Raw genomic sequence first — 11,251 nt, 5'->3', positions numbered from 1 at the left:
CAGTACGCCCGGACCCAGTCCTTCTGGGATTGATCTCCCACCGGAGGAGCGCCGCGGGCGACCACACGCATCCGACGACTGTTTTCGGCAGGAGCGGCGGTGAAACGACCCGTCGGCATCCGTAACGGCTATGCGGCGATCCCGACAGTGGTCTGCATGGCCGGCCTTCCACCACGTCGTTGGCTCGTCAGGGGGCTGCTGTCGGCGGTCCTCGTCGTGCTGGTCGCGTTCAGCGGCGTGGCGACGCTCACGTACGACGAGCCGACGCTGCGGGCCGGCGTCACGAACGTCACCCCGGAGAGCGAGACGGTGATATCGAGCCAGGGCTGGCACACCCAGGGTATCTCGCTGTCGAACCGCCCGGCGCAACTCGTCTCGGTCGACCGATCCGGGGCGGTGAGCTGGATCTACAACGGGACCGAGAACACCACGAACTGGTTCTACGACGTCGACCCGCTCCCGAACGGCAACCTGCTCGTCGTGAACCCGGTCGAGAACGAGACGGTCGTCTACGAGTTCGACCCGAAGACCGAAGAACGGGTCTGGACCGAGCGGTTCGACAGCCCCGACGTCCACGACATCGACCTGATCAACGGCGACGAGCTCCTCGTCGCGGGCATCAACTACGACACCGGCGAGACCAGCAACGACAGCGTCTTCGTCTACAACCGGACCACCGAGAACGTGACCTGGCGCTGGCGGTTCGCGAACCACTACCCGGACGGGGCCGGCCCGGGGATCGACGCGAAGGACTGGACCCACGTCAACGACGTCGACGAGATCCGGGACGGCGAGTTCCTGGTCTCGGTCCGGAACATGGACCAGGTGATCGCGGTCAACCGCTCGACGAAGGAGATCGAGATGCGGCTCGGGGCGGACGGCGACCACTCGGTCCTCTACGAACAGCACAACCCCACCTACCTCGAGAGCGAGAACGGTACACCCACGATCCTCGTGGCCGACTCCGAGAACGACCGGATCGTGGAGTACGAACGGACCGGCGGCCCGGCGGGCAACGGCACCTGGGAGCGGACCTGGACGCTCACGGGCGACCTCAACTGGCCGCGCGACGCCGACCGGCTTTCCAATGGGAACACCCTCGTCGTCGACTCGATGAACAACCGGGTGATCGAGGTCACACCCTCGGGCCAAGTCGTCTGGGAGATGCACGCGCCGTGGGCGACCTACGACGCCGAGCGCGTGGCCCAAGGCGACGAGGCCGGCGGGCCGACGATGACGGACCAGAACGCGACCGGCAACGCCACGCTCCACGGCGGGAGCCACCCCGGAAACGACCTTCCGTCCGTGCCGGCCGTCGTCGGCGGGGTGGCCGGCGTGACGCCGGTGTCCGCCGAACTCACCGAGCTCGCGACGCGCTGGAAACACGTCGCGCCGTGGCTCAAACCCGTCTGGCTTCCGACCTGGGCCTTCTCGGTTCTCGGGGTCGGGCTCCTCGTCGCGCTCGTCTGGGCGCTCGGCGAGGGGGTCTACCAGCGCCATCGGATCCGGCGACGGGTGGGGCGGTCGGTCGGCCGGGTTCGAGATCGGCTGTCGTGAGACGGCCGTTCGTGCGTTCGACTCCCGCTACTCGAACGTCGGCATCACCGACTCGCGGGCGGCGGCGAAGTGCTCGTCGGTGATCAGGATCTCGTCGGCGTGGGCGGTGGCTTCCTCGGGGTCGTACTCGCTCGCGACCTCGCGGATCGCGGCCATCGACGCGGTCCGGCAGAGCGCCTCGATGTCCGCGCCGGAGTAGCCCACGGAGTCCGCGGCCAGCGCGTCGAGGTCGACGTCGCCGAGGGGTTTGCCCTGGGTGTGGACATCGAGGATCGCCCGGCGGGCGGCCTCGTCGGGGGCCGGCACCTCGACGTGGGATTCGATCCGCCCCGGACGAAGGAGGGCCGGGTCGATGGCGTCCCTGCGGTTGGTGGCGGCGAGCACCATCAGGTTCGGGTTCTCGGCGAGGCCGTCGATCTCCGTGAGGAGCTGGGAGACCACGCGCTCGGTGACCTCGTGGGTCTCGCCGCGCCCACCCGCGATGGCGTCGATCTCGTCGAAGAAGACGATCGCGGGGGCGGCCTGGCGGGCACGGGCGAAGACGTCCCTGATGGCCTCCTCCGACTGGCCGACGTAGCGTCCGAGGAGTTCGGGCCCCGCCACCGAGATGAAGTTCACGTCGCTCTCGCCGGCGAGCGCCCGCGCGAGCAGGGTCTTCCCGGTCCCGGGCGGGCCGTAGAGCAGCACCCCTGCGGGTGGATCCGTCGCTGTGGCCTCGAACAGTGCCTCGTAGGAGAGGGGCCACTCGACGGCCTCGGTGAGGGTGGCCTTCGCCCCGTCGAGCCCACCCACGTCCTCGAAAGTCGTGTTCGGCGTCTCGGCGACGTACTCGCGCATCGCGGAGGGGTCGACGGCCGCCATCGCGGTGTCGAAGTCCGCTCGGGTGACCTCCAGCGGGACGCCCTCCTCGCGTCGCCGGAGCGCGGCCATCGCGGCCTCAACCGAGAGGGAATCGAGGTCCGCACCGACGAAGCCGTGGGTCCGGGCCGCAAGCCGGGAGAGCGAGACGTCGTCGGCCAGCGGCATCGAGCGGGTGTGAACCTCGAGGATCTCCTCCCGGCCCTCCGCGCCGGGCACGCCGACCTCGATCTCGCGGTCGAACCGACCGCCCCGCCGGAGTGCGGGGTCGATGGCGTCGACCCGGTTGGTCGCGCCGATCACGACGACCTGCCCGCGGTCCTCCAACCCGTCCATCAACGTGAGGAGCTGGGCCACCACCCGCGTCTCCATGTCGGCGTCGTCGCCACGCGCTCCCGCGATGGAGTCGATCTCGTCGATGAAGACCACTGACGGTGCGTTCGCCTCCGCGGTCTCGAACGCCTCGCGGAGCTTCTCCTCCGACTCGCCCTTGTACTTCGAGACGACTTCGGGCCCGGAGATCGTGGTGAAGTAGGCGTCGACCTCGCCCGCGACGGCCCGCGCGATGAGGGTCTTGCCCGTCCCGGGCGGGCCGTAGAGCAACACCCCCGACGGCGGGTCGATACCGAGTTCGTGGAAGAGTTCGGGTTCGGAGAGCGGGAGTTCGATCATCTCCCGGATCTGGTCGAGTTCGTCGTCGAGCCCGCCGATGTCCTCGTAGGTCACCCGCGGGGTCGCGTCAGCGGCGTCCGCGGTGGCGGTCGTGTCCGCCGTCGTCGTCGCGTCGGACCCCCCAGCGCTCGTGGACGATTCGGCCCGCCCGCGGAGCGCTACCGTGGTGTCCCCGGTGACGCGCACGGTGCCGTCGGGCGTAGTGGACTCGATCCCGAGCGGTTCGGTCCCGAGTCGCTCGATCCGGAGCTGCTCGCCCGCCTGTATCGGCCGGTCGAGCAGCGCACGCTTCACCAGCGCCGAGAGGTCCGCGCTCGAGTCCAGCCGTCCGGGGACGTCGATCGTGACTCGGTCGGCGTCGGCCACCGCGATCGGCGACACCCTCACCGTGTCGCCGACGTTCACCCCGGCGTTCCGACGGGTGTCGGCGTCGATCCGGACCGACTCGCCCGAGAGGTCGCCGCTCGCGGGCCAGACCTTCGCGACGGTGGCGCTCTGCCCCCGAACTACGACCGTATCGCCGCTCAGCACCGAGAGCGCCCGGCGAGCGGGCTCCGGAAGGCGCGCGACCCCACGGCCCGCGTCGCGTTTCTGTGCCCCCTCGACCCTGAGTTCGACGCCGGCGGCGTCCCCATCCGACATATACCCGAACGACGGGGAGCGACCGCCTTCAGCGTTCCCACTACCGGGCCGGTCCACGCCGGAGCAACACTCATACTCGTGCACCGCCGAGCCACCCCCTATGGTGGTCGAGACCGTGCGCGACGGGGTGGCGTGGCACGAATGCGAACACTGCGGCCTGATGTTCGACGACGAAGAGGAGGCCAGACAGCACGAGGAGCGCTGTGACGCCGAGGACCCGAACTACCTGCAATAGCACGCGGGTGCTAGTCAAGCTACCTTGGGTCGGATACTTCCCTTCAAAAGAGGGCGGGAGTCGGGCAGCGGGCGACGATAGTTGTCGTCTTGGCTAGGGCTCCCGGTTGGACACTATCTACGACGGTTGGCAGTACTTACTTTGCTCTATTGCACCTACACTGAGTCAGTGAGATTACATGGTGGATAACCGGATGGGGCTGACGTTTTCAGTTCGAAATAATCCCGGCGTTTACGCTTTGCTGGTTGGATCTGGAATATCTAGAGAAGCGGCGGTTCCAACCGGTTGGGAGGTCATCTCCGATCTAGTTGGGAAAGTCGCGAAAGCTGAGGGTGAGGAACCGGAACCTGACCCTATCGAATGGTACAGAGAAGAGTACGGCAGCGAACCAAAGTACAATGACCTTCTCGAAGAGCTAGCGCCCTCAAAAGAAGATCGCCAAGCACTCTTGCAGTCCTATTTCGAGCCGACTGATGAAGAGCGCGAGAGGGGAATCAAAACACCATCAAAGTCACATCAAAATATCGCTTGGCTGATGAAGAATGAGTATATAGACGTTGTTATTACTACAAACTTCGATAGGCTGCTTGAGACTGCTCTTCAAGACCTAGGTGTGACTCCAACTGTAATTTCCAAACCAGGTGATGCAAAGGGTGCAGCACCCCTGGCTCATGAAGATGCAGTGGTTCTAAAGGTCAATGGCGACTACAAAGCAAGCATTTTGAAGAACACTGCTGATGAACTGGAGAGCTATGATCCTCCGATAGAGCGTTTGATCAAGCAAGTTCTTGACGAGTACGGCCTGGTTGTATGTGGATGGTCAGGCAGCTGGGATTCCGCGTTGCGTGAGTTGATTCTGTCGGCAGAAAATCGTCGCTATTCGATGTATTGGGCATCATATAGTAGTCCGTCAACTAATGCCGAAGAACTAGTCAAACATCGGAACGGCTCTATGATCTCGATTGATGGCGCAGATGAATTCTTCTACGACCTGAAAGAACGAGTCCACGCGCTAGAAAACGCTGACTCTGGAGCCCCGCTATCAAAGCAAGTTGCTCGTGAACGTGCCAAACGATATTTGACACGACCTGAACACAAAATCGATCTGTCTGATCTCATCCGTGACGAGACGAACAATCTTCAAGAGATCATCACTGCCAATCGATTCAATCTCTCGAAAGAAGGTATCAACGAGGTTGAAGAGCGCCTTGCAGCATATGAGGAAGCAATCAAACCGTTAGCTTCCATCTTTAGTACTTGCGCTTACTGGCAGCCAGAAGTCGAAAATAGTGCTACACAGTCTATCCAACGATCCACAAAGCAGCTCACGACCGCAATGCCTCCCCGCAGCGGCCCCTGGAACAGCCTGTGGGAAGACCTTGCAAAGTATCCCACGACATTGTTGATATACGCTCTCGGCGTAGCGGCAGTAGAATCTGAGAATTGGCCTCTCATCTATGAAGTCACGACTGGTGTGAATGAAGATTCTGTTAGATCCGTTGAGGTTCCGCTGATGACTGAAGTTCACCCACTAGCTGTTAGCGACCGATTGAGCGGACGCAATAACCGGCTTAGAAACCGAATGGAAGACACACTCTTTGATGTCTTGCCCGAGCTTTTCCCAAATGAACAGAGTTACAGGGAGAAGTTCAATGAATTTTATGAGCTATCCGAACTATTGTGGGCAGATCAGAGCGAGAGGTTGTATGGCAGTGCAAGAATGATCCCAGGCTACCGCTATACTTCTCCCGAGATCATCGATACTGTTGAGGATGAAGGCGAAGAGTGGGGTCCGATTCAAGCCGGGATGTTTGGCGGGTCGCTTGAACGGGTAGGAGACCTACTGACGCTGTTTGAATATCGGTGACAACAGACCAGCAAGAGCAAGTCGCCACTCACGCCCCGATGTTCACCACTCGACTTCGACCGCGACCTCGTTCGTTCGGAGGAACGGCGGAACGCTCGGGTCGTCGTATCCGAAGCTGAACGGCTCGCCGACGGGCGTCAGGTCGGTCTCGGCGAGGCTATCGAGGAGTTTCGACTCCTGCCGGCGCGTTCGCCAGTCGAACGCCCACCACGAGAAGCGCCGCGCCGCCACCGACCGCGGAGGTTCGACGACGAGCGAGACCGCCGAGTGGGCCGGTCGCGGCGCGGTGTTCGGGGTGTACTCGGCGGGGAGGTAGAAGGCCATCCGGACGCCATCCTCGTCGTCATCGTCGATTCGGACGGGGGCGGTCATCGACACCGTCTCGCCCGCGTCGTCGGTGCGGACCGGTGCGGTCATCGGGACGTCCGACCCGGACTCGTTGGCCCCCTGGATGTAGTCGAAGAGCCTGAGGAACGCCTCGCGGCCCGACGAGCCCGTGGTCTCGGCCCGGACGAGTTCGGGATACCGCCGGACCTCGGTCCGGTCGTCGATGGTCCGCTCGACGGTGTACTCGACCTGCTCGGCCGACCGGGACCGGAGGAGTCCGAAGGCGCTCCAGAGCGCGAGCCCGCCGCCGACCGCCGCCGCACCGACCAGCCCGAGTCGTGCTCGATTCATGCGACCCGTAGGCGGCCCAGGGATGAATCCCTATCGCCCGACGCCGACCGTCAGGGTCGTTCGTAGTCCGGGTCGAACAGCTGGGCCGAGAGCGGCTGCGGGTCGCCGTCGGTGACGTTATAGGGTGAAAAGTCGGCGATGCCGGCTTCGCGGAGGACCGCCTCGTCGTAGCACGCGTGGCCCGAGAAGTCGGTATCGCGGTCGAGGAGTGCACACGCCGCGTCGGCGGCGATGGCGGGCGTTCGCCAGTCGTCCTCGGTCCCCATCCCGAAGTAGCGCGAGGCCCGGGTGTCGATTATCGTCACGGGCCAGAAGCAGTTGGCGGCCACGTCAGTCCCCTGGAGTTCGGCCGCGACCGAGAGCGTCACGAAGGTCATGCCGAGCTTCGACCAGGCGTAGGCCGCCTTCCCCGGCGCGCGGTCCATCGTGACTGGGGGCGAATTGGTGAGGACGTGGCCGCCGTGCTCCTTGAGGTGAGGCAAGAATGCCCGAATCGTGAGATACGTTCCTCGAACGTTGACCTCGTTCAGGAGGTCGAAGCGGTTGGCCGGGAGGTCCGCGACGTTCGCGAGCTGGATCGCGCTCGCGTTGTTGATCACGACATCGACCTCGTCGAAGACCTCGATGGCCTCCTTGGCGGCGGCCTCGATTTCGTCCGGGTTGCGGAGGTTCAACTGGATGGCGTGTGACTCGACACCGCGCTCCTCGCACGCCGCGGCGGTGTCGTGGATGGTGCCCTCCAGATCGCTGTCCGAATCGTCGACGGTCTTCCCGGTCGAGACCACGTTACAGCCCGCCTCGGCCAGCGTGAGCGCGATCCGCTTGCCGATGCCGCGCGTGGTCCCCGTCACGAACGCCGTCCGGCCGGAGAGGTCGGGTAACTGAAACGACATGGGTCGTGATCGGGTGGTGTGGACATAATACCACCGTGGCCGCCGGACGGCCCGAATTTATGCCGCCGGCTCGCGTGGTGGCTGCATGAGTGAACCAGGGCTCGACCGCTTCTCGCTCGACGGCCGCGTGGCGCTCGTGACGGGAGCCAGCCGCGGTATCGGCGAGGCGATAGCGGTCGAGCTGGCGGCGGCGGGCGCGAGCGTGGCGGCGCTGGCGCGGTCGGATGACGACCTCGACGCGACTGTCGAGCGGATCGAATCCGCAGGCGGAGAAGCGATAGCCTGTCCGGCGGACGTCACCGTCGAGGAGGAGGTGAGGGCGGCGTTCGACGCGGCCGAGGACGCGCTCGGTCCGGTCGACGTGTTGGTGAACGACGCCGGCACCAACCCCTTCTTCGGCGACGCACGGGATCTCGACATCGACACCTGGGAACACATCCTCTCGGTGAACCTCACCGGCGCGTTCCGGTGTGCGGCGGCGTTCGGGCGGCGGGTCGGCGAGCGCGACGGGAGCGGGGCGGTGGTCAACGTCGCGAGCGTCGGCGGGGTCGTCGGCCTGCCCTACCAGACACCCTACGTCGCCTCGAAGCACGCGATGGTCGGGATGACCCGAACCCTCGCGGTCGAGTGGGCCCCCGAGATCCGGGTCAACGCGCTCGCGCCGGGCTACGTCGAGACCGAGTTCACCGCGGGTGTACGCGAAAACGAGTCGATCTACGAGGACCTCCTCCGCGATATTCCCCAGGATCGCTTCGCCGACCCCGAGGAGATCGCCGGCGCGGCGGTCTACCTCGCGGGCGACGCGGCCTCGTACACGACGGGAGAAGTCCACGTCGTCGACGGCGGCTACGCGGCCCACTGACACGGTTCTCGGGCGGTCCGGCAGGTCTTTGTGTCTCCGACCCTTGATAAACGTCGATGACACGAGCAAGCGTCGTCGGCGCGGACATGACGACGTTCGGCGTCCACGAGCGCACCCTCACGGAACTGTTCGCGACGGCGGCGCTCGGTGCGTACGACGACGCCGGCGTCGGCCCCGACGACATCGACGCCCTCTACTTCGGCAACGCGATGGGCGGCCAGACCGAGAACGACACCCACCTCGCGCCCGCGGTGGCCGCCCAGATCGGGCTCGCGGGGATCCCCTGCCAGCGTTTCGAGGACGCGTGTGCGACCTCCTCGAACGCGTTCAAGAACGCCGTCGAGGCGGTCGAGGCGGGGGTTCACGACACCGTTCTGGTTGGGGGCGTCGAGCGCTGCACCCCCGAGACGGGTCTCGGCACCGGCGAGATGACACGGATCTTCGCCTCCGCGTCGGACCGCTACTACGAACAGCCGACAGGACTCACGTTCCCCGGCGTGTTCGCGCTCCACACCAAGCGCCACATGCACGAGTACGGCACCACCGAGGAGCAGCTCGCCCACGTCGCGGTCAAGAACCACGCCAACGGCACCCGGAACCCGAACGCCCACTTCGGGAAGGAGATCACTGTGGAGGACGTCCTCGACTCCCCCGTGGTCGCCGACCCGTTCCGGCTGATGGACTGCTGTCCGTTCTCGGACGGCGCGAGCGCCGTCGTCGTCACCAGCGACGAGAACGCGGACTCGTTCGACAACCCTGTCGACGTCGGTGGCGTCGGCCACGCGACCGACATCGTCCCACTGAGCGCCAAACCCGTCGTCCAGGCCACACAGGCCGCCCGCGACGCGGCGAGCCAGGCCTACGAGCAGGCCGAGACGAGCGCCGACGAGATGGACTTCGCGGAGGTCCACGACTGCTTCACGGGGGCCGAGGTGATGGCGAGCGAGGCCATCGGCTTCTTCGAGGACGGCGAGGGCGGGCCCGCCGCCGCCGAGGGTCGCACAGCGATCGACGGTGACCGGCCGATCAACCCATCGGGCGGGCTGAAGGCGAAAGGCCACCCCATCGGCGCGACCGGGACGGGCCAGATCGTCGAACTCACCGAGCACCTCAGGAACAACGCCGGCGAGCGCCAGATCGACGGGGCCGAACGCGCCGTCGCGCACAACCTGGGTGGCGACGCCGCGACCACCGTCGTCACGGTGATGGAGGCCCGCGAATGAGCCTGAGCCACGCCGAGTGGGTCGACGCGCTCCGCGACGGCGACCTCCTCGGGGTCCGGTGTCCGGACTGCGGGACGGTCTACGGCACGCCGTTCGCGGTCTGCAACGAGTGCGGGAGTCGGGACGTGGAGATGACCGAACTCCCGACCGCGGGCGAGGTCTACACCGAGACCACGGTCGAGGTCTCCCCTGTGGGGTTCGACGCTCCCTACCAAGTAGGAATCGTCCAGCTCGACGGCGCGCGGGTCACCGGCCGGCTCACCGGTGAGGTCGGGATCGGCGACCGGGTGGTCCTCGACGGCGTGCTCGAAGCCAACGACGAGGTCGCGCCGGTCTTCACGGCCGAATAGGTTCGGCGGGGCCACCACGACGGTCCCCGACGTTTTTGCAAGCGCGCGCCGATGTCCGCGCATGTCACTTACCGGGAGCCTCGACCTCCGGACGAACCCCGACCGGGTCTCGTTCGCCTTCACCGTCGAGAACGACGGGGACGAACCCGTGACGCTCTCGTTCCGGAGCGCTCGGACCGCCGATTTCGTCGTGCTCGACGGTGAGGAGGAGCGCTGGCGGTGGTCGGAGGGGAAGATGTTCGCCCAGATGCTCCAGTCCGAAGAGCTCGCGCCCGGCGAGTCGGTGACCTACGACGGCGAGTGGTCGCCACCGGAGCCGGGTAGCTACACCGCGGTGGCGACCCTCGAAGCCGACGATCGGGAGTGTGAAGCGCGAACCGAATTCTCGGTTTAACAGATCTCGTCGATGAGCTCGCGCGCGCCGCGCCGAACCGCCTCGTCGCTCGACAGCTCGGGTTCGTAGCCGAGGTCGGTGAGCTTCTCGACCGCGAGCCGCATCTTCGGGACGTCGCCGGTCCAGCCGCGGTCGCCGCCGGTGTAGGAGTACTCGGGGTCGACCCCCATCTCGTCGGCCACGATGTCCGCGATTCGGGTTACCGAGGTCGTGGTCTCGGTCCCGAGGTTGTAGGTGTTCATCGGTTCTTCGGTACTCTCGACGACGTGACAGACCGCCTCGACACAGTCCGAGACGTGGAGGTAGGACTTCTCCTGTCTGCCGTCACCGAGGATCTCCAGTTCGTCGGGGTTCTCGTCGAGCTTTTCGATGAAGTCGGGGACCACATTGCCGCGCTGGTTCGGGCCGACGATGTTCGCGAAGCGATAGAGCCAGACGGTGAAGCCGTAGGAGTGAGCGTAGGTCGAGAGCAGGCCCTCGTCGGCGAGCTTGCTCGCACCGTAGATCGAGATGGGTTCGAGCGGTGCGTGGTCCTCGGGGGTCGGCATCGGGGCTTCGCCGTACACAGTCGAAGAGGAGGTGAAGGCGATGTTCGAGACGCCGACCTCGTCCATGCGTTCGAGGACGTTGTAGGTCATCGCGCCGTTCTCCTCGAAGAGCTGGCGCGGGTCCGCGTAGTTGGTGTCGGTGTAGGCCGCGAAGTGGAAGACGCAGTCGAGGTCCTCGGTGACGGCCGCCGCGACGTCGTCCTCGCTGGTCATGTCGGCCTCGACGAACTCGGCCCCGTCGGGGACCCGCTCGCGGTCGCCCTTCGAGCAGTCGTCGGCCACCACGACCTCGTTGTCGTCGAGGAGGTGGCCCGCGAGGTGGGAACCGACGAGACCCGCCCCGCCCGTGATGAGCACGCGTTTGTCGGTGAGGTTCATGTCCCGAATGCCGAGTCGTGGAGTATGGCTCTTGCGGTCCCTGCGGTCCGGATCCGCCGCGGGTCGCGGGATTTATGCGCGCCGGGGCGTAATG

The 11,251-nt window shown here is 65.7% G+C and carries 11 protein-coding genes; 7 read left to right on the top strand and 4 right to left on the bottom strand.

Annotation, left to right across the window (positions count from 1 at the left end):
• The first annotated feature begins 156 nt into the window (after window positions 1-156).
• Window positions 157-1,557: an aryl-sulfate sulfotransferase gene (locus tag GT355_RS03490; RefSeq protein WP_160133345.1), complete on the top strand. Its 1,401-nt coding sequence runs from the start codon at window positions 157-159 to the stop codon at window positions 1,555-1,557.
• A gap of 27 nt (window positions 1,558-1,584) precedes the next feature.
• On the opposite strand, the gene GT355_RS03485 is transcribed toward GT355_RS03490, so the two are convergent.
• Window positions 1,585-3,729, bottom strand: a complete 2,145-nt coding sequence (locus GT355_RS03485) for an AAA family ATPase (RefSeq protein WP_160133344.1) — start codon at window positions 3,727-3,729, stop codon at window positions 1,585-1,587.
• A 100-nt stretch (window positions 3,730-3,829) separates the two neighbouring features.
• Between GT355_RS03485 and GT355_RS18450 the strand changes: the two genes are divergently transcribed.
• Together GT355_RS18450 and GT355_RS03480 are read left to right on the top strand one after the other, a co-directional pair.
• Window positions 3,830-3,964, top strand: coding sequence for a DUF7128 family protein (locus GT355_RS18450; protein WP_275690146.1), 135 nt, complete (start codon window positions 3,830-3,832; stop codon window positions 3,962-3,964).
• Window positions 3,965-4,157: 193 nt separating this feature from the next.
• A complete protein-coding gene (locus tag GT355_RS03480; protein ID WP_160133343.1) occupies window positions 4,158-5,831 on the top strand; it encodes an SIR2 family protein in 1,674 nt (557 codons plus the stop codon).
• 42 nt (window positions 5,832-5,873) lie between these two features.
• Here GT355_RS03480 and GT355_RS03475 read toward each other — a convergent pair whose 3' ends face one another.
• Entirely contained in the window at window positions 5,874-6,509 is a 636-nt protein-coding gene (locus GT355_RS03475; protein ID WP_160133342.1) for an SOUL family heme-binding protein, read from the bottom strand.
• 50 nt (window positions 6,510-6,559) lie between these two features.
• Entirely contained in the window at window positions 6,560-7,402 is an 843-nt protein-coding gene (locus GT355_RS03470; protein ID WP_160133341.1) for an SDR family oxidoreductase, read from the bottom strand.
• A gap of 85 nt (window positions 7,403-7,487) precedes the next feature.
• Here GT355_RS03470 and GT355_RS03465 point away from each other — a divergent pair, with 85 nt between their 5' ends.
• The 4 genes from GT355_RS03465 (at window position 7,488) to GT355_RS03450 (ending at window position 10,231) form a co-directional block, all read left to right on the top strand.
• Window positions 7,488-8,264 (top strand): SDR family NAD(P)-dependent oxidoreductase, encoded by a 777-nt coding sequence (locus tag GT355_RS03465; protein WP_160133340.1) that lies wholly within the window; start codon window positions 7,488-7,490, stop codon window positions 8,262-8,264.
• A 56-nt stretch (window positions 8,265-8,320) separates the two neighbouring features.
• The gene (locus GT355_RS03460) at window positions 8,321-9,487 is read left to right on the top strand and encodes a thiolase domain-containing protein (RefSeq protein WP_160133339.1); all 1,167 of its coding nucleotides are present in this window, start codon (window positions 8,321-8,323) and stop codon (window positions 9,485-9,487) included.
• Window positions 9,484-9,837, top strand: a complete 354-nt coding sequence (locus GT355_RS03455; protein ID WP_160133338.1) for a Zn-ribbon domain-containing OB-fold protein — start codon at window positions 9,484-9,486, stop codon at window positions 9,835-9,837. Before GT355_RS03460 ends, GT355_RS03455 begins: the two co-directional genes overlap by 4 nt.
• A 61-nt stretch (window positions 9,838-9,898) precedes the next feature.
• On the top strand, window positions 9,899-10,231 hold the full coding sequence (locus GT355_RS03450; RefSeq protein ID WP_160133337.1) for a BsuPI-related putative proteinase inhibitor: 333 nt from the start codon (window positions 9,899-9,901) through the stop codon (window positions 10,229-10,231).
• Here GT355_RS03450 and GT355_RS03445 read toward each other — a convergent pair.
• Window positions 10,228-11,157 carry an NAD-dependent epimerase/dehydratase family protein gene (locus tag GT355_RS03445; RefSeq protein ID WP_160133336.1) on the bottom strand — a complete coding sequence of 310 codons (930 nt, stop codon included), beginning with the start codon at window positions 11,155-11,157 and terminating at the stop codon, window positions 10,228-10,230. The two genes, GT355_RS03450 and GT355_RS03445, sit on opposite strands and share 4 nt — an antisense overlap.
• Between the last annotated feature and the right edge of the window lie 94 nt (window positions 11,158-11,251).

This window comes from Halococcus salsus (genome assembly GCF_009900715.1).
Classification (GTDB): Archaea; Halobacteriota; Halobacteria; order Halobacteriales; family Halococcaceae; genus Halococcus; species Halococcus salsus.
Note: the sequence above shows the minus strand (reverse complement) of the source record. Positions and strands in the feature narration are given on the sequence as shown.

Coding starts and splice junctions, on each gene's coding strand:
- GT355_RS03465 (WP_160133340.1), top strand. CDS start 7,488: ATGAGTGAACCAGGGCTCGACCGCTTCTCGCTCGACGGCCGCGTGGCG.
- GT355_RS18450 (WP_275690146.1), top strand. CDS start 3,830: ATGGTGGTCGAGACCGTGCGCGACGGGGTGGCGTGGCACGAATGCGAA.
- GT355_RS03480 (WP_160133343.1), top strand. CDS start 4,158: ATGGGGCTGACGTTTTCAGTTCGAAATAATCCCGGCGTTTACGCTTTG.
- GT355_RS03460 (WP_160133339.1), top strand. CDS start 8,321: ATGACACGAGCAAGCGTCGTCGGCGCGGACATGACGACGTTCGGCGTC.
- GT355_RS03490 (WP_160133345.1), top strand. CDS start 157: ATGGCCGGCCTTCCACCACGTCGTTGGCTCGTCAGGGGGCTGCTGTCG.
- GT355_RS03445 (WP_160133336.1), bottom strand. CDS start 11,157: ATGAACCTCACCGACAAACGCGTGCTCATCACGGGCGGGGCGGGTCTC.
- GT355_RS03450 (WP_160133337.1), top strand. CDS start 9,899: ATGTCACTTACCGGGAGCCTCGACCTCCGGACGAACCCCGACCGGGTC.
- GT355_RS03455 (WP_160133338.1), top strand. CDS start 9,484: ATGAGCCTGAGCCACGCCGAGTGGGTCGACGCGCTCCGCGACGGCGAC.
- GT355_RS03475 (WP_160133342.1), bottom strand. CDS start 6,509: ATGAATCGAGCACGACTCGGGCTGGTCGGTGCGGCGGCGGTCGGCGGC.
- GT355_RS03470 (WP_160133341.1), bottom strand. CDS start 7,402: ATGTCGTTTCAGTTACCCGACCTCTCCGGCCGGACGGCGTTCGTGACG.
- GT355_RS03485 (WP_160133344.1), bottom strand. CDS start 3,729: ATGTCGGATGGGGACGCCGCCGGCGTCGAACTCAGGGTCGAGGGGGCA.